The sequence below is a fragment of the Dokdonia sp. LLG6352-1 genome (genome assembly GCF_045055815.1).
Taxonomy (GTDB): domain Bacteria; phylum Bacteroidota; class Bacteroidia; order Flavobacteriales; family Flavobacteriaceae; genus Dokdonia; species Dokdonia donghaensis.
This window is the reverse complement of record NZ_CP159329.1, coordinates 3000792-3019856: the sequence shown is the minus strand read 5'-3', so window position 1 is coordinate 3019856 and position 19065 is coordinate 3000792. Positions and strand designations below refer to the sequence as shown.

19 protein-coding genes and 1 tRNA gene are annotated in these 19065 nt (G+C 37.8%); 7 read left to right on the top strand and 13 right to left on the bottom strand.

Annotated features, from left to right (window positions below):
• Nucleotides 1–83: 83 nt before the first annotated feature.
• The 5 genes from ABVM49_RS13480 to ABVM49_RS13460 all read left to right on the top strand — a co-directional run bounded on the left by ABVM49_RS13480 (nucleotide 84) and on the right by ABVM49_RS13460 (nucleotide 4442).
• The gene (locus tag ABVM49_RS13480) at nucleotides 84–1028 is read left to right on the top strand and encodes a type IX secretion system membrane protein PorP/SprF (RefSeq protein WP_038596626.1); all 945 of its coding nucleotides are present in this window, start codon (nucleotides 84–86) and stop codon (nucleotides 1026–1028) included.
• A 9-nt stretch (nucleotides 1029–1037) separates the two neighbouring features.
• Nucleotides 1038–2987 (top strand): OmpA family protein, encoded by a 1950-nt coding sequence (locus tag ABVM49_RS13475; protein WP_405202378.1) that lies wholly within the window; start codon nucleotides 1038–1040, stop codon nucleotides 2985–2987.
• A 76-nt stretch (nucleotides 2988–3063) separates the two neighbouring features.
• Nucleotides 3064–3582, top strand: a complete 519-nt coding sequence (gene idi / locus ABVM49_RS13470) for an isopentenyl-diphosphate Delta-isomerase (protein ID WP_375253475.1) — start codon at nucleotides 3064–3066, stop codon at nucleotides 3580–3582.
• On the top strand, nucleotides 3579–3989 hold the full coding sequence (locus tag ABVM49_RS13465) for a 6-pyruvoyl trahydropterin synthase family protein (RefSeq protein WP_405202377.1): 411 nt from the start codon (nucleotides 3579–3581) through the stop codon (nucleotides 3987–3989). Before idi ends, ABVM49_RS13465 begins: the two co-directional genes overlap by 4 nt.
• Nucleotides 3990–4442: a peroxiredoxin gene (locus tag ABVM49_RS13460; protein WP_405202376.1), complete on the top strand. Its 453-nt coding sequence runs from the start codon at nucleotides 3990–3992 to the stop codon at nucleotides 4440–4442. It abuts the gene before it with no gap.
• A gap of 103 nt (nucleotides 4443–4545) precedes the next feature.
• Here ABVM49_RS13460 and ABVM49_RS13455 read toward each other — a convergent pair.
• From ABVM49_RS13455 to ABVM49_RS13430, 6 genes are all read right to left on the bottom strand, one after another.
• Nucleotides 4546–4619, bottom strand: a tRNA-Thr gene (locus ABVM49_RS13455).
• A 60-nt stretch (nucleotides 4620–4679) separates the two neighbouring features.
• Nucleotides 4680–4946 (bottom strand): hypothetical protein, encoded by a 267-nt coding sequence (locus ABVM49_RS13450; protein ID WP_021779448.1) that lies wholly within the window; start codon nucleotides 4944–4946, stop codon nucleotides 4680–4682.
• Between the two features lie 93 nt (nucleotides 4947–5039).
• Nucleotides 5040–5738, bottom strand: coding sequence for a DUF4369 domain-containing protein (locus ABVM49_RS13445; protein WP_375253032.1), 699 nt, complete (start codon nucleotides 5736–5738; stop codon nucleotides 5040–5042).
• A 49-nt stretch (nucleotides 5739–5787) separates the two neighbouring features.
• On the bottom strand, nucleotides 5788–7038 hold the full coding sequence (locus ABVM49_RS13440; RefSeq protein WP_405202375.1) for a DUF819 domain-containing protein: 1251 nt from the start codon (nucleotides 7036–7038) through the stop codon (nucleotides 5788–5790).
• 87 nt (nucleotides 7039–7125) lie between these two features.
• Entirely contained in the window at nucleotides 7126–9318 is a 2193-nt protein-coding gene (locus ABVM49_RS13435) for a DUF5916 domain-containing protein (RefSeq protein WP_405202374.1), read from the bottom strand.
• A 114-nt stretch (nucleotides 9319–9432) separates the two neighbouring features.
• Nucleotides 9433–10380: an alpha/beta hydrolase gene (locus ABVM49_RS13430; protein WP_405202373.1), complete on the bottom strand. Its 948-nt coding sequence runs from the start codon at nucleotides 10378–10380 to the stop codon at nucleotides 9433–9435.
• A gap of 127 nt (nucleotides 10381–10507) precedes the next feature.
• On the opposite strand from ABVM49_RS13430, the gene ABVM49_RS13425 reads away from it, so the two are divergent.
• Complete coding sequence (locus ABVM49_RS13425; protein WP_405202372.1) at nucleotides 10508–11281, top strand: S1/P1 nuclease; 774 nt, start codon at nucleotides 10508–10510, stop codon at nucleotides 11279–11281.
• Here ABVM49_RS13425 and ABVM49_RS13420 read toward each other — a convergent pair.
• Complete coding sequence (locus ABVM49_RS13420; RefSeq protein ID WP_021779442.1) at nucleotides 11273–12142, bottom strand: AraC family transcriptional regulator; 870 nt, start codon at nucleotides 12140–12142, stop codon at nucleotides 11273–11275. The two genes, ABVM49_RS13425 and ABVM49_RS13420, sit on opposite strands and share 9 nt — an antisense overlap.
• Nucleotides 12143–12519: 377 nt before the next feature.
• On the opposite strand from ABVM49_RS13420, the gene ABVM49_RS13415 reads away from it, so the two are divergent.
• The gene (locus ABVM49_RS13415; RefSeq protein ID WP_405202371.1) at nucleotides 12520–12744 is read left to right on the top strand and encodes a hypothetical protein; all 225 of its coding nucleotides are present in this window, start codon (nucleotides 12520–12522) and stop codon (nucleotides 12742–12744) included.
• 171 nt (nucleotides 12745–12915) lie between these two features.
• Here the strand turns inward: ABVM49_RS13415 and ABVM49_RS13410 are convergent, their stop codons facing one another.
• The 6 genes from ABVM49_RS13410 to thrC form a co-directional block, all read right to left on the bottom strand.
• Nucleotides 12916–13515: an alpha-ketoglutarate-dependent dioxygenase AlkB family protein gene (locus ABVM49_RS13410; protein ID WP_405202370.1), complete on the bottom strand. Its 600-nt coding sequence runs from the start codon at nucleotides 13513–13515 to the stop codon at nucleotides 12916–12918.
• Complete coding sequence (locus ABVM49_RS13405) at nucleotides 13516–13863, bottom strand: MauE/DoxX family redox-associated membrane protein (RefSeq protein WP_405202369.1); 348 nt, start codon at nucleotides 13861–13863, stop codon at nucleotides 13516–13518.
• A gap of 56 nt (nucleotides 13864–13919) precedes the next feature.
• Nucleotides 13920–14732, bottom strand: a complete 813-nt coding sequence (locus ABVM49_RS13400) for a sugar nucleotide-binding protein (protein WP_405203686.1) — start codon at nucleotides 14730–14732, stop codon at nucleotides 13920–13922.
• Between the two features lie 107 nt (nucleotides 14733–14839).
• On the bottom strand, nucleotides 14840–15931 hold the full coding sequence (gene gcvT, locus ABVM49_RS13395; RefSeq protein ID WP_405202368.1) for a glycine cleavage system aminomethyltransferase GcvT: 1092 nt from the start codon (nucleotides 15929–15931) through the stop codon (nucleotides 14840–14842).
• A gap of 148 nt (nucleotides 15932–16079) precedes the next feature.
• Nucleotides 16080–17534: a GDSL-type esterase/lipase family protein gene (locus ABVM49_RS13390; protein WP_405202367.1), complete on the bottom strand. Its 1455-nt coding sequence runs from the start codon at nucleotides 17532–17534 to the stop codon at nucleotides 16080–16082.
• A gap of 123 nt (nucleotides 17535–17657) precedes the next feature.
• A complete protein-coding gene (gene thrC, locus ABVM49_RS13385) occupies nucleotides 17658–18959 on the bottom strand; it encodes a threonine synthase (protein WP_405202366.1) in 1302 nt (433 codons plus the stop codon).
• Nucleotides 18960–19065: the final 106 nt, after the last annotated feature.

Genomic DNA, 19065 nt, shown 5'->3' with positions numbered 1-19065 from the left:
TAATAACAATAACATTAGGTAAAACGATCAATCGGCTTAAACAGCGGAGGTCGTTTTACTAAATGATTTAAACTAAGATTAGAATGAAAAAGCTACATCTCATTGTATTGCTATTGATTACAATGCTAAGTTTTACTGAAGTAAGCGCTCAGCAAGATCCACAGTACACACAGTATATGTATAATACGGTGGCAATTAATCCTGCCTATGCAGGAAATAGGGGAGTTACTAGTATTGTAGGTCTTCATAGAAGCCAGTGGGTTGGTCTCGACGGGGCACCACGTACACAAAGTTTAAGTGTGCACTCACCTATAGGAGAGGGTAAAGTTGGACTTGGTCTATCTATAGTCAATGACGCACTTGGACCATCTCAGGAGACATATGTGGGAGTAGACTTTAGTTATACAGTTAATACTTCAGATACTGGTAAACTTAGCTTTGGACTTAAAGGAGGAGGTCACATACTCGATGTGGATTTTACTAAACTCACGCTTTTTGATGTGACAGACCCAAGGTTCTCACAAAACATTGATAATAAAATATCACCTATTATAGGTGCTGGTTTATACTATCATACTGATAATTTTTATGCTGGTGTAAGTGTGCCTAATCTTATTCAAACAGAACATTTTGATGTAGGTAATAATAGCAATGGAGCTAGTTTTATTGCAAAAGACCGTATTCATTATTATGGTATTATGGGCTATACTTTTGACATAAGTGATCAACTTAAATTTAAGCCTAGTACACTTGTAAAAATGGTACAAGGTGCCCCATTACAAGTTGATCTTACTGCAAACTTCCTAGTGATGGAAAAACTTCACCTTGGGGCAGCTTACAGATGGAGTGCTGCATTAAGTGGTCTTGTAGGTTTTCAAGTTTCAGATAGTATGTTGATAGGGCTTGCTTATGATAGAGAAAGCACAGACTTAGGTGACACTGTTTATAATGACGGTAGTTTTGAAGTCTTTTTGAGATTTGAGCTTTTCAATGAGTATGACAGAATGTTAACCCCACGATTCTTTTAATACAGTACTATGAAAAAAATTACATTATTTATATTTCTTCTTACTGCATTTTTTGGATACGCGCAGGAAAAAAAGATAGAAAGAGCAACAAAGAGATTTAATCAGTATGATTATGTAAATTCTCAAGAGATTTATCAAAAAGTAGTTGACAAAGGATATGAGTCTGGTGATCTTTTTAAGAGACTTGCAGATTCCTATTATTTGAACGCTAAGTATGAGGAGGCGGCAACGTATTATGGTAAGCTCATAGAGCAATTTCCGGAAGAAGTAGAGCCAGAGGTTTACTTTAGATATGCAACTTCACTAAGAGCTACAAAAGATTATGCATTATCTGATAAGATGATGGCTAGATTTTATGACCTTGGAGAGGATGATACTAGAGCTGTATTATTTAGAAAAGCACCAGATTACCTGAGAGAGATTGAAAAGCAAAAAGGAGCTTACGATGTTTCTATCACTCAAATTAATTCTGGATACTCAGATTTTGGATCTGCATTGTATAAGGACAAATTGATTTTTGCCTCAAACAGAGATACAGGCGGTTACACAAAACGTGTTCATAAATGGAACGGTCAGCCATTCTTAAACTTATACCAAGTTGATACTAGTAAAGTGGGACAAGATGGTGGAACTAAATTTGCTAAGCCATTTAGTGCTAATCTTAACACTCAATATCACGAGAGTTCTCCAGTTTTTGCAAAAGGAGATAGCGTTATGTATTTCACACGTAATAACTATAGCAATGGTATCTTTAGTAAAGATAGTACAGGCACAAACAAGTTAAAGCTATACCGTGCAAGTTATAGAAATGGCGCTTGGGGCGGAGTTAAAGAATTACCATTTAATAGTGATAATTATACCGTAGCTCACCCGGCTTTAAGCCCAGATGGTAAAAAATTATACTTCTCTTCAGATATGCCAGGTACTTTAGGTCAGGCAGATTTATGGTATGTAGCAATTAATGATGATGGCACTTATGGAGAGCCAGTAAACCTTGGTAATAGAATTAATACTGAGGGAAGAGAGAGTTTTCCATATGTAAGCGCAGCAAACGATTTATTTTTTGCTTCAAACGGTCACCCGGGCCTAGGAGGTTTAGATATATTCTTAACTAACTTAGATGCCACTGGTGATGATGTTACAATACTTAACATAGGAGAACCAGCAAACACTTCTAAAGATGATTTTGCATTTATAATTGATTCTGAAACTAAGACTGGATTTCTTTCATCTAACCGTGGTAAATCTGGTATAGATGATGACATCTATATGATAAGACAGCTTAGAAGACCAGAACCACTTTGTGAAATATTACTAACTGGTAATGTAACAGATAAAAATACAGAAGAGCTTTTAAAAGATGCTACTGTGGCTTTATATGATGATATGAATAATCTTATTGAATCTATTATTACTGGTAGAAAAGCAACTTTTGAGTTTGAACCAGAGTGTGATGCAAAATATCTTTTAAGAGGATCAAAGGATGGATACACTACAGTAGAAAAAAGAGTGTCTACTCCTAATCTGTCTGGTGAAATTCAAGAGTTTTTACAATTAGAACGTGCTACTCAAATTGCAAAACCAGGAGACGATATTGCAAAAATATTAAACCTGAATCCTATATATTTTGATTTTGATAAGTACTACATAAGACCAGATGCAGAGATTGAACTTGCAAAAGTTCTTGTGTATATGGAAACGTACCCTTCAGTACGTATAGACGTAAGATCACATACAGATAGTAGAGGTAATGATGAGTACAACCGCACACTATCACAAAACCGTAATGTATCTACTAGAGACTGGCTTATTGCAAAAGGAATTAATCCATCTAGACTTTCTGGTCGCGGTTATGGAGAGTCTCAGCTAGTTAATGAATGTTCAAACGGTGTTCAGTGTAGTGAAGAACAACATCAACTTAACAGAAGAAGTGAGTTTATAGTTTTAAGTAATAACTAACCTTACTTTCAATAATTTTAAGAGCGTCTCATATGAGGCGCTTTTTTTATGAGTTATTTGTATTTTTACAAAGCTTATGAAAGAAGAATTAGTCATCTTAGTAGATGAAAATGACAATAAAATAGGGCTAATGCCCAAAATGGAAGCTCACGAAAAGGCCGTTTTACATCGCGCTTTTTCAGTATTTGTCTTCAATGATAAAAAGGAGCTTATGCTCCAGCAAAGAGCACTTCACAAATACCACAGTCCCGGCTTATGGACAAATACCTGTTGCAGTCACCAGCGCGATGGTGAGAGCAATATAGAAGCAGGTACACGCAGGTTACAAGAGGAGATGGGTTTTACCGTTCCCTTAGAAGAAAGTATATCTTTTATTTATAAAGCTCCTTTTGATAATGGACTTACCGAGCACGAGTTAGATCATATACTAATAGGTCACTCAGAGCAAGAGCCTGTAATTAATGAGGAAGAAGTAGCTGCCTGGAAGTGGATGGGGCTTGAAGATGTAAAGCAAGATATTGTAAACAGACCAGAATTGTATACAGCTTGGTTTAAGATCATTTTTGATAAATTTTATAATCACATTGAGCGATGAGAATAACTGCACACAGAAAAGCACATTTTAATGCTGCACATAGGTTATATAGACCAGACTGGAATGATGAAAAAAATAGCCAGATTTTCGGTAAGTGTAGTAACCCTAATTTTCACGGTCATAATTACGACCTTACTGTAAGTGTTATTGGAGAGATAGATCCAGAAACCGGATTTTTGATAGATCTTAAAATTTTAAAGGATATTATAAAAGCTCAGGTAGAAGACTACCTAGATCATAAAAACCTTAACCTAGAGGTACAGGAGTTTAAAGAGCTCAACCCAACGGCAGAAAATATTGCAGTTGTCATTTATAATAGAATTAAAAAAGCATTAGAACCTAAATTTGATCTGGAGGTTACCCTATATGAGACACCGCGTAACTTTGTAACCTATAAAGGAGAGTAAATGGTATTAAAAGTAGGGGATAAGGCACCAGGCTTTAGTTTAAAAAATCAAGATGGCAAAGATGTTTCTATAGATTCACTGTTGGGGCAAGTACCTATGGTTATTTATTTTTATCCTAAAAATTTCACGCCTGGTTGTACTGCACAGGCTTGTAGTTTTAGAGATCAATACCAAGATTTTACAGATGCCGGGGCAAAGGTATTCGGTATAAGTGCAGATAGTGTGGCCAGTCATAAACGATTTAGAGCAAAGCACAACCTACCTTTTGACACCCTTTCAGATCAAAAAAATAAAATTCGCCGTTTATACGGTGTAAAGAACGAACTTCTAGGTTTGTTACCAGGACGAGAGACCTTTGTTATAGATGCCACAGGCACCGTTAAAATGCGTTTTAATAGTATGATGGCTGGAAAGCATATTCCTAAAGCGCTTTCTGTAATAAAAGGGCTGTAATCTTTTACGCTTTCGCGAAAGCGTACTCACAGCTCTAAGAGTTTTAAATACCCATCATAGCTTTAAAACAAAAAAGGCCTTCTAATAAAAGAAGACCTTTTTGAGCCGATGGAGGGACTCGAACCCACGACCTGCTGATTACAAATCAGCTGCTCTAGCCAGCTGAGCTACATCGGCATTGCGGGTGCAAATATAATAGCATTTATATCATATGTGCAACCCCAATTTGAAAAAAAATTAAAGCTTATTAATTCTTTCAATAAGACCGCTTGCATCTCTCTCAAGATCAGTACGTACGGCTTCTAAATTTTTTCCTCTATTTTCAACCTTACGGTCATTTACCTTTGCTATAAGGGTGTCAAATGTCTTAATTGCGTCATCTATAATCGCTTCACCTTTAGCAGCATCTTCTTTAGGGTTAAGCGCTTCCCATACATACACGGCATCAATGATGTCACCTAGTACAAAATTGATATCTTTCTTTAAATCTCTAATATTTGCCATTGTTCTTATTTTGAATGCAAAAATACTGTAATTTCTGAAGATGCGCTTCTGTTTATTAGGGTAAAATAAACCTAGTTTATAAACAGTGTGGCATTAATTTGCCTTGCGCTCCTCAAGTAGTCTTTTAACCTGTTTACCATATAAAGATTGCTTAGTCTTTCTTGGGAATGTCTTGTAAAGGGTATCTAGATATGATGTCGCAGCATCAGGTATTTGTGTTAAAAGTAGGTAAGGTGCTACCTCCTTGTCTTTATGTACAGCAGCAAAGTTACCTGTGTATAAATACTTTCTCTTGAGAAGGCTTTGTAGTGAGTCGTCGTAGGCCACAATATCTTCTTGTACACCGCTCTGTCTAGCCTCAAAAGAGCCTTTTATAAGATCAAGGTTTTTATCATTAAACTGCTTGTTCATATTTTGAAACTCTTGCCAGTACATTTGGTTTTCTGATCCTATTACTGCGGCAAACCCTTCAAAGTTCTTAAGTGATGTAGTGATATTGATAGCTCCCTCTTCTGCAAAGAAAGGTATACGATCATCATAACCAGACTCATTTTCCTTACTTAGGTGTAAATAGTAAACTTCTGGCTCTTTTATGTCTAGTATAAATTCAAACTCTGGGTCTCCATCTATTTCTAGAGAGTCTATGTTTACTAGTGCAGTGTCTTGTATATGCTGCACATACAGAGTCCCTTTTTTAAGTCCTTTTACGGTTCCTGTAAGTGTTAAGTTACCCGATTTTGAACACGATATAATTAAAAAACTTACTAATAAAAGGTATGTAATTCTAGTCATAATATAGTCTTGTTAAGGCCGCAAATATCTCATTATTTTACTAACAATACTAGCCTGCAGAGGCCATTTCCATTAAAATTGTGCACAATATCGCACCGTAGGTTCCTACCACGTAGCCAAAGACCGCTAGCAACACTCCCACACTCGCTAGTGACGGGTGAAACTCTGCTGCAACAACAGGAGCAGAGGCTGCTCCTCCCACGTTTGCCTGACTTCCCACAGCAAGAAAGAAAAAGGGAGCTTTTACAAGTTTTGCCATAAGTATAAGTAGGCCAGCGTGTATACCCATCCAGACAAACCCTATAGCTATAAGTCCTGGGTTATCAAGTATACTTAGTAAATCCATTTTCATACCTATGCTTGCAACCAGTATATAGATAAAAACACTACCTATCTTACTTGCTCCAGCACCTTCATAGTTTTTTGCCTTTGTAAATGAAAGCAAAATACCTATTGCCGTAGCAATTGTAATCATCCAGAAAAAGGTAGAGCCAAAAGACGCAAGGGCAGAGTCTTTGGGTATATCAGAAAACAGTGCAGACATACCACTCGCTCCCCAGTGTGCAATACCTACAGCGCCAAAGGCAAGCCCCAGCATTACCATAAGGTCATTAAGAGTAGGGTTGCGTTTTACACCTTCGGCAAAGGTTGATACCTTTTCTTTTAATTTTTCTATAGCTGTATTATCTGCTTTGAGCCACTTATCTATGCGTTTTGATTTTCCTATCCCTAGCAGTAATACCGCCATCCATACGTTTGCTACTACTATGTCTACGAGTACCATTTGCCCATACTTTGCAGGATTGTATTTATAAATTTCTAGCATAGCTGCTTGATTTGCACCACCACCTATCCAGCTACCTGCTAGTGTAGACAGCCCTCTCCATATCGCATCTGGACCAGCACCACCCACCGTCTCTGGTGAAATGGCAGAGATTAATAAAATAGCAAGTGGCCCGCCTATTACGATACCTAAGGTCCCTGTGAAGAACATAATAAGTGCCTTTGGGCCTAGATTTACAATAGCTTTAAGATCTATACTTAATGTCATAAGTACAAGCGAGGCAGGTAGCAAGTAGCGACTCGCTACATAATATAGCTGGCTACGCTCTGCATCTATTAATCCTACACTATTAAATATAGCGGGGATCAAATAGCATAAAAGTAAGGCTGGTACAACGCCATAAAACTTACCCCAGAAGCCTGATTTCTTTCCAGAGGTGTAAAATATGCCAGCCAGTGCAAGAGCGATGAGGCCAAAGACGATAGCATCATTTGTAAAATAAGGTGTGTTCTCCATAGTTGTGAGGGTGAGTACGCTTTCGCGAAAGCGTAAAAAATAATCGCTCCTAATTTATCTAGAAGCGTCCCGAAAATATGAAAATCCCTATAAATAGAGCCAGTAAGTGAGCTTTAAATTTATACTTCTGAAGCGTGGCGCAAAGGTGGTATCTGTAAAATAGTTGTCATTATAAACCAAAAATAAATCTGATAAAGGAGCAAAACGCCACTGCAATCTAGAGTTGATACCAAAGTTATCTTGCAAGGTACTGTATTGAAGCAAGGTGTTCCAAAATAGGTTTTTTGTAAATGTCACTTCTACACGAGGGTTTACGAGCCAGATGTCATTATCTGAGTAGGGGGCAGGAAGGTTTATTTTATCATAACGCGCGTTAAAACCTATAATTAACTTAGGTTGTAAACGTAGTGTTGCTCCTGCTCTTAGTGTTAAAATCTCACCATTAAAATAATCTCCATAGGTAGCATTTGAAGTATATGAAAGTGCCTTTCTTCTATCTGAATTATACTCAAGCTCTATACTATTATAACTATACTCACTGCCTTCTGGAAGTTCTAATCCTTCTGAGCGCGATGGGTCAAAGGTGTCAAAAAGCTTAGTAAAACGTGCTCGTGGCTTTACAGCGAGGCTGGCTGTATTTTTAAACTCTGCTTCCCACTGTGGAGAGAGCGTGCGATCACCTAGTGTGAAGTCCAGCTCTGGTCGCCATACATAAAATGAGTTGAGAGAGAATATATGTCTATTTATTGCTCCAGACTTGGGGAATATGAGGCGTTCAAGTTTTGAGAAATTTCTAAAAATATCTTTACGGGGTATAAAACCTAGGTCTGAGTTGAAGTCTTCGTTTACAAAGAGGGTAGCGCTGGTTGCTCTCCAGTTATTTCTATTATACTCAATGCGGGCTCCACCAGAAAAGTCTTTGCGCTCTACACCAGGGCTAAAGGATTTGTGTAGGTAAAATTTACCGTTCCAACTGTTATCCTCATTTGCAAGATTATAATCGAGACCTACTAGTCTGTTGTATTGCTCGCCAGGTTCTACAAAGGTTTCATTACCCGTGGCTTGTCTGTTTACAAAAATAGCAGAGATGTTTGACCGGCTAAAAACTCTATGCTGTAAGGCAATAACAGTATTATTATTTGCAGAGATCTCATTTATTTCATCTTTTTGGGTTTGCATATTGAGAAGCCCCACACGTAAGTTATTATTTAATTTACCGCTTAGCCTTGCACCTGCTACAATGTTATTTATAATTGTGTTACCTTCTACATCTTCGGCAATACCTATGCGTCTCGAAAAAAATGGATTTGCCGCTCTAGGATCTCCAAAATCTGCAAAGAGGTCACTATTTTCTATAAAAAACTGGCGTCTCTCTGGCAGCCCCACCTCAAAACGTGAGAGATTCGTGATAGCATTATCTACCTCTACTTGTGAGAAGTCTGGATTAATGGTAACGTCTAAATTAAGACTATTACCTATGGTAAAACGGGCATCACCTCCCACTTTTATTTCTGTAAAATCTTCGGGTATCTCTCTATCTTGACCTGCTATCGCATTTATATAGGGTATTATAGAAATAGGACTTTTTGAGTTGCCTAGCGGTTTTTCAAAAACCATATCTCCCATATAAGCCAGATTAAATATAAACTGATTTTGAGGTATGTTTATCCACGTGTTTCTAGTATTGTCTTGGGTGTCAAACTGGTAACTGTTAAAGCGCCACCTGGTCTCGCCTTCTCTAAATTTAAAAGCACTCATAGGGATTGCCCACTCACAAACATAATAGCCTTCATACTGCTTAGTCTCACCTACCCATTTTGTGTCCCAGCTAGTTGTAAAGCCTCTTAAGTCTGTACCTCCACCAGAGACCAGTGCCTCACGACGTATACCTAAGGGATTTGAACCAAAAAGGAAAGCATTGTTTCCATCATTAAAAGTGTCAAACATTAAGGTGATATTATCACTTCCGCCTGCTCTAAAATCACGCTTAAGCGAGGGAATAATATAGTCATCTCCTTGAGAAAAAACTTTAATACCTACATAAAGTGTCTTATCTGTATATAAAAACCTTATCTCAGATTGGTATGGAGCTTGTACACTATCTGTTGGAAAATATTGCCAAAAATTTGTTGCTACTTGAGTCTCATTCCAAACGTACTCGTCTAGAGATCCGTCTATGGTAATAGGAGTGTCAATAAATTTTACTCCTACTTCTTTTGATTGTGCGTAGGTCGTTAGGCTCACAAAGAATATTGTGATAGTTAAGGCGTATTTAAGCATTTATTGTGATTGGTTGTGCTTAAAAGTAGATAAAATGGCAATTTTATAACTTAAATTTAAGAAGCTTTTAACCTCATAAATAGATTTTACCCCTACAGTTATGTCACTATTATGCTAGTGAGTTTTTATAAATGTAGTTATCTCATTAACGAGAGCAGGAGCGATAGGGGCGGTTGTATTATTATATGATTTTGAGTTTTCTAGATTGTCACTGCTAGTAATGCGTAACACGTGATTCATATCCTCAATATGTTTTATGCTAGCGGTAGGTAAACTTTTAAGAAGTCTTGCAGACTCCTCAATAGAAACTTGTAAATCTTTTGTACCATCTACAATGAGCACAGGTATTGTAAGTTTTGCAATCTCGATGCTTGGGTCATACTGCATCCAGCTTGCCATAAAAGGTTGTACTGCAGGTCTAAATATAGAAGCCAGTGCAGGAGAGTAATTTTTTACCTTCCCTTCTTTTTTAAGCGTTGTAAAGGCTGTCGTAGCTTTGTCTTTAAGATCTGGCATTTGTAATGCTATTTGATTTATAATAGTCTTGTCTATAGACTGGCCAGCTCCTGCCAGCGATATAAAACCCTTAATTTCGGTTTGTTGAGCCGCCATCATCCCTATAAGTGACCCTTGCCCGTGACCTATTATATAGACCTCTTTAAAGCGTCCTTGATTATTAAAATAATTTACAACAGCAACAGCATCATTAATAAACATTGTGAAGTCTAGCTTTTCTTCTTGAAGTGCATTTTTCTTTAATAATGTAAGTACCCTTTTGTCATATCTAAAACTAGCAACACCCTCTTGAGCAAGACCTTCGGCGAGGAGTTTTAAGCTGTTATTACGCATCATTTGCTGGTTTCCATCGCGATCTGTTGGGCCTGAGTCTGGAATAATTATCGCAAGTTTTGAAGTGGGAGTTTCTGGGGTGAGTAAGGTTCCATAAACCATATCTGTGATACGGAGATCACTACTACCACTATAATTTTGAGAAAAGACCCCAGTTTGTACGAGTAAACAAAGTATCGGTATAAGTAATTTTAGCTTTAGTGAAGTTTGCATTAGTGTATGGAATTTATAGAGTTAAAGATAGTGTTGTTTACGCTTTCGCGAAAGCGGACTTATTCTTAATCTTTTTATAACACAGAAGAAGGTTGATTCATTGTACTTTTGCTCAAAATTTTATACAATGCGTTATTCTTTACTTTTAGTTTTTGTTTTACTTTTTTCACTACAAGCCACTGCTTTTGACTGGGGAAAAACGGGTCATAGAACCACTGGTGCTATTGCTGAAAAATACTTAACTAAAAAGACAAAAAGAGCGATTGCAGAATTACTAGACGGGGAGTCTCTTGCACTGGTATCCACCTATGCAGATGAAATTAAGAGTGATGAGAAGTATAGGTCTTTTGGACCTTGGCACTACGTAAATGTACCTTTTGACAGTTCTTTTGAACAGCACCCTAGAAGTGAGAAGGGAGATATTATAAGCGGTATAGAAAAGAGTATAGCGGTTATAAAATCTGAGACGGCTACAAAAGAAGATAAAGCATTCTACTTACGTATGCTTGTACATTTTATAGGTGATTTACACCAGCCTCTTCACACGGGTATAAGTGAGGATAAGGGTGGAAATGATTTTCAAGTGAGATGGTATAATGATGGTACAAACCTTCATAGAGTGTGGGATACGCAAATGATAGAGAGCTACGGTATGAGTTACTCAGAACTTGCAAATAATATGCCTGATCTTACTAAAAATCAAGAGAAAGCAATCGCCCAAGGTACTTATGTAGACTGGATGAAGGATAGCCGCGTTCTTTTAGAAGACATTTATGCTCACACTGAAAAGGGTGAAAAGCTAGGGTATAGATATATGTATGATTACTTTAATGTTCTCAAAGGACAGTTACAAAAAGGAGGTATACGCCTAGCTACTTTACTAAACGATATCTTAGGCTAGAGGTCTAACTTCTTCTTGCTTTTTAAACTGTTTTGGGGTCAAACCATTATACTTTTTAAAAATACGGGTGAGGTGACTCTCATCTGTAAATCCTAATTGATAGGCAATTTCAGAAACAGTAAAATCTGTATTTCTAAGTCTATACTTAACCAGCTGTATTTTATACATTAAAATATAGTGATGCAAGGAGTCTCCTGTTTGTTTTTTAAAGTATGCACTTATACCGCTACTAGTCATATTAAATTTATCTGCAATGGCACTCACCTTCATAAGGTCTGTGTCATAAACGTGCTGGCGTATGTAGCTTAGTAACGACTCTATAGTAGAGTGTTGATCTTTATTACCCTCTTTACGTAAAGGCTTTATGTCTCTCAAAATGTTTCTCGCAATAATACTCAAGGTAGTACTTACCATATTTGAGATATTATGTTTGTAAAACTCTTTTGCCATCTCATACTCTTGTATGATTACATTGTGCATATGCCATATGAGTGCTTTATCATAAGGGTTTGTGATAATATCACCCGGCATCTGGTTAGGGCTATGTATAATGCCTTCTATTCGATGTAGCCAGTATGACCTATCGGGCAAATTCATTTTACTAGAAAACAAAGACTCAGTAAACTGAAAATAACAAAAGGAGGTTGATCCCTCTATTTCAAACCAGTATTTATCTTCTGGGGCGATTAAAAATACGTCTCCTGTAGTATAAGTGACTATAAACTCATTGACAAAATGACGACCTTTTCCTTCTTCAATAAATATAATTTGAAAGAAGGAACGTTGATCTGTATCCTGATGCTTTCCAGTCTTTTCAAACTGCTTGATCAGAAACGTGTCTTGTAGACTAAATTGTTGCATAAAATGATAAGAAGGGGCTTTTAATTATGTTATATAAGATACAAATTTTATATGACAATGCATAATTACTGCTTATTATCAGATTGTTACAAGTTTTTTACAATTTTTTATCAATTTTTTACAAGTCCAGATTTACTATGCGTGCATAGTTTTGCGCCGTTAGAATATAGGAGTGTAAGAGTATGAAGTTTGAGGTATTGTCACGTTTGGTTTTAAGGTTAGTTGTTGGTTCCTTTTTACTCTTACATTCTATATATATGTTTATCATATATACACTGTTTGAATCTCAGGTAGATTTTTATCTAAGTTCCCTAGGTTTGTTTGTTAATGATTTTTTTTTGGTGGCAATACCTCTTTTTTTAATCATTGAGACCGTTGTGAGTATATTATTATTGCTAGATGTATGGGTAGAGCGATTATTACTAGTTGCTTTTTCTATTATCGCTGTACTTGGTACTGTATTATTTCTAATTAATGAAATAGTAATGCTTAGTGCAATGACGGTTATACTAGGTGCTCTTGTTGTACTCTTTAGAGTATTTTCAAGTAGTGAAGACTTTAAAGCGCTCAATAGTTATTATGCAAATAAAAAATACTTGTAAAAAATGACTTAGAAGTAGCTAGAATATGCTTAGTAACCCCTAAATTACTTACTGTTTTAAGCTTCTAAGTCTTATATAAATTGGCTTTCATCCCAAGAAAGATATCATTTACTCGTGCCCTCAATCGGGTGTGATGTTTAAAGCAGGCGCCTCCCCTAAGCGTTTGCTTTTTTATTTTACAACCCTAAAGGTCAGGTTTATACGTGGCGTCACTTGTTTTGCAGTTTTTGGTACTGTATGCTGCCAGCACTCTTGCGTAGAGCCTTTCATTAAAAGTAAACTTCCAGAGTCAAGCATAAGCTTTTTATTAATACTGTGATCTTTCTTATACCTAAGTTTAAAAGCTCTGGTTGCACCTAAGCTCACAGATGCTATTGCAGGGTTCTTGCCTAATTCTTTCTCGTTATCTGAGTGCCACCCATTGCTGTCATTTCCATCGCGATAGAGGTTAAGTAAGCAAGTAGAAAATGTAATACCTGTAATGGCTTCGACTCTTTTTTTTATTTCGCTTAAAGCGAAAGTAAATTCAAGCGGGTGCATCGTGATATTAGAGTAGGAGTAGAGTTTACCATTATTACCATAGAGGGCAGTAAGTCTAGGTTGTGCATATGTCTTTCCAAAGACGGTGATATCATCTTGTTGCCAGGGCGTTTCTTTATAAAGCGTATTATAAAAGTGTAGCGCCTCCTCTTTTGAAAGAAAGTCTTCGTAGTAGGTGACATCCCCTTCGGGAATATCAAGATTGTATGGCTCGCTAGAAAATAAGGACATCTATAAATATTGATAAGCCCAGTACATAAGTAAAAACTGTAGTGGTAGTCTTAACCATAGCAGCCACGCTGGGAATTTACCTTTGTGCTTTTCATTAGTAATCATATCTATATGAACCGTAAAAAATATAAGGAGCATTAAAATAATACCCCACACGGCAAATACTCTGGTAGTATCAAAGAGAAGTCCCACACCAAGTACAACCTCTGCCACACCACTCCAGAATACCATTGCTTTCTTAAAAGGTATGTAAGGAGGCATTATCGCTCCGTAAACTCGTGGTTTTATAAAGTGCATCACACCTGCAATGATGTACATTGCAGCCATAATATATAAGTGCCAGATCATAATTTTCTTTTGTTTTAAAGATACGGACTAAGGTAGTTTTATGGTGTCTTTACTGGTTAAATATACTTCTTACTGCTCTCAACAACTGTCTCATTTGTAATTTGTAAATGTTTTGGTAGTCGGTTATCGCGAGGAAGTACAGCTAGGTAGCGGTCTGTATTGCTAGTATATACATTTTTGTAAATAGGTTTCCTATTAAGATCGAGCATTATCACCAGCTCGTGTATAAACTCCTTGTGGTGTATGAGATCTGTACTACCTAAATGAAAGATGCCAGAGAGTTTTCTATTTATAATATAATGTATCTGCTGGCGTAGTTTTGCATCTGTTGTAGTGTTCATCACAAGATGTGGAAACACCTCTATGGCATCACCTAGTAATAGCTCATTTTTAAGAGCTTGTATACGTGGCGAACCTACCCCAAAAACCATAGGCAATCGCACAATGGCATATTGCTCTTCTGGTAGATGTCTCATAAGGAGTGTCTCCACACGTATCTTTAGTTTTCCGTATATGCTTTGTGAGAGGGTTTTATCATTCTCATAACTTGGGTAGTTTGAAAATGCGTCAAAAACATTTGCGCTTGACAAAAATATAATACGGCAACCAGTCTCTTGCGCATAACCGACCATAAGCTCGTGTGCCTCTAGCTGGTCTGTAAATGGACCTCGCAGCGCCGAGATTATTACCGATGGTTGTACTTGTTGCAATAATTCATACACATCATCATTTACAAGGTCAAACTTCAAATAGTGCTTGTTATCACTATAAATTCTGCCAGAATGATAGGTACCGTAGGTGTTATAATACCTGTACAATTCCTTGTATAGAGCATTGCCTAAAAAGCCACTGGCCCCTAGTATGAGTATCTTATCTTTTGACTTTTTAAATGCGATAGCTTACTTATTTTGTATAAAAAATCCCAAATTTCAAAAAGTAATCCTTTTTGAAATTTGGGATTAATTTTTCTGTTTATCTATCCTTTGTAAAATGGAGTCTTTACAACGGTTGCAGGTACTCTTTTCTTGCGTATCTGTATAAAGATTGCTGAGTCCGCTTTCGTGAAAGCGGTATCTACATACCCCATACCAATACCTTTATCTACAGATGGGCCCATTGTACCAGAGGTAACGTGACCTATTTTTGTTCCTTCTTCTGTAACGATATCATATCCTTGTCTTGGTATACCACGCTCTGTAAGTTCAAACCCTACGAGACGTTGCTTTAATCCTGCTTCTTTTTGAGCCTTAAGTGCATCGCTATTTACAAAGTCTTTTGTAAATTTTGTTACCCAGCCTAAACCAGCTTCAAGAGGTGAGGTAGTGTCATCTATATCATTACCGTATAGGCAATATCCCATCTCTAGTCGTAAGGTATCACGAGCTGCAAGACCTATAGGTTTTATACCCCAGTCTGCACCAGCTTCTAGAACCTTGGTCCATAGTTGCTCTGCCTCTTCATTTTTACAATAGATTTCAAACCCTCCACTGCCAGTATAGCCTGTAGCACTTATAATAACGTTTTCAAGACCAGCAAAAGGTGCTACCTCAAAGGTGTAAAATTTAATACCAGCAAGATCTACTTCTGTAAGGCTTTGCATTGCCTCGATAGCTTTAGGTCCTTGTATAGCCAGTAGCGAGTGCCCTTCTGATATGTTTCTAAGATCTGCATTATAACCTTTTTCTGCGTTTTGCTTTTCTACCCACGCCCAGTCTTTATCTATGTTGCTAGCATTTACAACGAGCATATATTGATCTTCTTTAATGCGGTAAACGATAAGGTCATCTACAATACCGCCTGTAGCATTTGGGAAGCAATTGTACTGCGCACCACCAACTTTTATTTTAGACACATCGTTTGAGCATACCCATTGTAATAGGTCTAGCGCCTTTTCTCCAGAAACAAGAAATTCACCCATATGTGACACGTCAAAAACACCCACACCGTTCCTTACGGTATCGTGCTCTGCATTTACACCCTCATATGATACGGGCATATTATAGCCCGCAAACGGGACCATTTTTGCCCCAAGGGCTTCGTGTACTTTTGTTAAGGCTGTATTTTTCATATAAAATCTACTTCGTTTTGATACACAAATGTAAGGAAAGGTCCTTATTTGATAGATAAATTAAATCTAAATTATCTACGTATATCGAGAGTGATTTTTAAGCCTATTGTCGAGTAAGATTTTATGCTTCAGTGTATGTATTCATTTTTTAAAGAGCAGAGATTAGCACTTTTTCCATCACTTCATAACCTGCTTTATTACAATGCACACCATCATAGGTGAGTAATGACTGCATCCCGTTTTGTGCATCTCTCATCACACTGTGATAATCTATGTAAGTGTGACCATTTTTAAGTGCGTAGTCTTTGAGTAATGTATTGAGTTCTGTGATTTTGTTAGCAGGCTGTAAACCAGTTTTCCAAGGGTAGTCATATACTGGAAGAATAGAACTTAAGAACACATCTATGTTATGAACTGTGGCAAGCTCTGCCATCGTAATAATGTTATCATAAATGGTTTGATTTGAGGTGACCCCGGTGTTACCTGCAATATCATTTGTACCCGAGAGAATCACTACTTTTTGCGGCGCTAGGTTGATCACGTCTTTTCTAAAGCGTAGTAACATCTGTGAGGTGGTCTGGCCACCTACGCCACGATTTATGTAATGGGGATTCTCTTCCCAAAACTCTGGGCTTGTACTCGACCACCCCTCAGTGATAGAATCTCCCATAAAAACAATGCGTTGTGAGTTGTTTGTAGTTTTTAACCGTTCATTGTCTTGTTCAAACTTTGTGAGTAGGCTACTTTCAGAAAATTTAAGCCACTCTGGTGTGCAGTCTTCAGTGATTACCTCTGGTGTGTCAGCTGGATCACCTGTTTCTTTAGTATGTCCATATACCCACGAGAAGAAATCTGGCTCATTAAAAGCATTTGTCCAGCTGTCGTGGTTTACGTTCGGATATAATGAAAATCTAGGCGTTTGACCGTTTTGTAGCAACGATTCTACCATAAGTTGAGAGTAGATTACTGGCACAACAGCATCTACCTCTCCGTGAAAAATCCATATCGGTGTTTGTTGTGCCCATCTCGCAGTATTTGCAGGATAGCCACCTCCACATATTGCCGTTGCAGCCGCAAAGGTATCTGGCTTGCTGGCGAGCAACTCATATGTTCCCATACCTCCCATAGAGAGCCCACCTAGATATATACGATTATGGTCTATATAGGACTCGTCAAGCGTTTCTTCTAGTAAGGCAGTAACCGCTTGCATTGCCCAGGTAGGGGTAGGATTTGCAGGATACTTAAAGACATTTTGGTTTTCTCCTCGTGTGACCTCAACATCTGCCCAGTAGTCACCTTTTGGACATTGCGGAAATATAACCACGGCAGGGTATTGCTCATTCATCTTTACAAAGAGATCACTACCGTGTACAAGCTGTGCTTGGTTATCACTACCGCGCTCGCCAGCACCGTGTAAAAATAAATGTAAGGGGTACTTCTTACTCGTATCAAAATTCTCAGGATACAGTATTCTATATGGAAGTTCTTTGCCTTTAAAGGCGTAGGTCTTAGCCTCAAAGGCTTTTAGTGCTTCACTAGACACTTGTTGAGCAGATATTTGTAAAGTTATGATACATAGTAAAAGCGATATATAATATTTCATTGCACTGGGTTTTCGGTCTATTATCGGGTATAACAACTGTAGAAAGTTACTATTTTTTTGCACGATAATGATACAGCTACCAGTATGATGGATGAAATGGGGTTATACGCTTTCGCGAAAGCGTTATTCTAACAAATAATTTTTGAGTTCTTGATAATCACTTATGGCGAGGGCATTTTTTTGAGCATTCATAAGTTCTTTTATTTGCTCAGGAAGGGCTAGCGGTCCTACTACTGGCTCTACAGCAGGTAAAAATTTTATGGGATGCGCTGTTTCTAAAAAGATACCGTGCGCACCTGGATGGTCTTTGAGGTATTCTTTTAGACCCAAGTATCCCACAGCACCGTGTGGATCTGCAGTGTAGTTGTGCTGCTTATATATATCAAGCATCGCGCCTCTAGTGGCATTATCACAGTATGAATATGATGAAAACTTAGTAGATAAAAGTTGTCTGCTATTTTCAAAAAGCTGAAGCACTCTCACAAAGTTGCTGGGGTCACTTACATCCATCGCGTTACTTATGGTAGGCACAGTAGGAGTAGGGCTGTAATCACCCGTTTTCATAAACCTAGGTATAGTGGTATTACTATTTACAGCCGCTACAAAGTGATGCACGGGCATCCCCATAAGGTGCGCCACCATACCAGCACAAATGTTTCCAAAGTTACCACTAGGTACAGAAAACACAATCTTATCTGCCTTGCCCTGTTTTTTTAATTCTTTATATGCAAATAGGTAATACAGTGATTGTGGTAACCACCTAGCAACATTAATACTATTTGCAGAGGTAAGCTGTTTTTTACTTGTGATATCTGTGTCTAAAAATGCTCCTTTTACCATAGCCTGACAGTCGTCAAAGGTGCCGTCTACCTCTAGAGCAGTAATATTTTCTCCCAGCGTGGTGAGCTGTCGCTCCTGCACGTCAGACACTTTACCAGAGGGGTAGAGTATGACTACTTTTATACCAGGAACTTTATAAAAACCTCTTGCCACAGCGCCGCCAGTGTCACCACTAGTAGCCACTAGTACGGTTACTTCTTCTTGCTGGTCTTGCTCTTTAAGAAAGTGACCTAAGCATCTAGCCATAAAGCGAGCTCCCACGTCTTTAAATGCCATTGTAGGCCCGTGAAAGAGTTCAAGCGTACCTATATGGCTTGTAATGGGAACGATAGGAAAGTCAAATGATAATACATCTGCTACAATTTCTCTAAGAGTAGTCTCATCCATCGTGTCACCTACGTAAGGTTGCATCACTTGGTAAGCAATTTCTTCTTTAGACAGCTCTTCTATAGTTTCCCAAAACTGCGTAGGTAATGTAGGTATGCGCTCAGGAAAATACAGTCCTTTATCTGGTGCAATTCCTTTTATAACTGCGGTGTCAAAGGTTACCTGTGGTGCTTTATTATTGAGACTGTAATAGTGCATTATTTAGAGAATTACTTTGTTGCTATAAGGTGTATCATTAAAAAGTAAATCTAATAGGTTTTACGGGATTTTTCAGCATTTTCCGGGTAAAAGGATAGATGTTAAT

What these genes read in the sequence shown, in the direction of transcription:
- ABVM49_RS13405 (WP_405202369.1), bottom strand. Translation starts at nt 13,863, where the DNA reads ATGATCTGGCACTTATATATTATGGCTGCAATGTACATCATTGCAGGT.
- ABVM49_RS13465 (WP_405202377.1), top strand. Translation starts at nt 3,579, where the DNA reads ATGAGAATAACTGCACACAGAAAAGCACATTTTAATGCTGCACATAGG.
- ABVM49_RS13440 (WP_405202375.1), bottom strand. Translation starts at nt 7,038, where the DNA reads ATGGAGAACACACCTTATTTTACAAATGATGCTATCGTCTTTGGCCTC.
- ABVM49_RS13390 (WP_405202367.1), bottom strand. Translation starts at nt 17,534, where the DNA reads ATGAAATATTATATATCGCTTTTACTATGTATCATAACTTTACAAATA.
- ABVM49_RS13435 (WP_405202374.1), bottom strand. Translation starts at nt 9,318, where the DNA reads ATGCTTAAATACGCCTTAACTATCACAATATTCTTTGTGAGCCTAACG.
- ABVM49_RS13450 (WP_021779448.1), bottom strand. Translation starts at nt 4,946, where the DNA reads ATGGCAAATATTAGAGATTTAAAGAAAGATATCAATTTTGTACTAGGT.
- idi (WP_375253475.1), top strand. Translation starts at nt 3,064, where the DNA reads ATGAAAGAAGAATTAGTCATCTTAGTAGATGAAAATGACAATAAAATA.
- ABVM49_RS13420 (WP_021779442.1), bottom strand. Translation starts at nt 12,142, where the DNA reads ATGCAACAATTTAGTCTACAAGACACGTTTCTGATCAAGCAGTTTGAA.
- ABVM49_RS13480 (WP_038596626.1), top strand. Translation starts at nt 84, where the DNA reads ATGAAAAAGCTACATCTCATTGTATTGCTATTGATTACAATGCTAAGT.
- gcvT (WP_405202368.1), bottom strand. Translation starts at nt 15,931, where the DNA reads ATGAAAAATACAGCCTTAACAAAAGTACACGAAGCCCTTGGGGCAAAA.
- ABVM49_RS13430 (WP_405202373.1), bottom strand. Translation starts at nt 10,380, where the DNA reads ATGCAAACTTCACTAAAGCTAAAATTACTTATACCGATACTTTGTTTA.
- ABVM49_RS13425 (WP_405202372.1), top strand. Translation starts at nt 10,508, where the DNA reads ATGCGTTATTCTTTACTTTTAGTTTTTGTTTTACTTTTTTCACTACAA.
- ABVM49_RS13460 (WP_405202376.1), top strand. Translation starts at nt 3,990, where the DNA reads ATGGTATTAAAAGTAGGGGATAAGGCACCAGGCTTTAGTTTAAAAAAT.
- thrC (WP_405202366.1), bottom strand. Translation starts at nt 18,959, where the DNA reads ATGCACTATTACAGTCTCAATAATAAAGCACCACAGGTAACCTTTGAC.
- ABVM49_RS13445 (WP_375253032.1), bottom strand. Translation starts at nt 5,738, where the DNA reads ATGACTAGAATTACATACCTTTTATTAGTAAGTTTTTTAATTATATCG.
- ABVM49_RS13475 (WP_405202378.1), top strand. Translation starts at nt 1,038, where the DNA reads ATGAAAAAAATTACATTATTTATATTTCTTCTTACTGCATTTTTTGGA.
- ABVM49_RS13410 (WP_405202370.1), bottom strand. Translation starts at nt 13,515, where the DNA reads ATGTCCTTATTTTCTAGCGAGCCATACAATCTTGATATTCCCGAAGGG.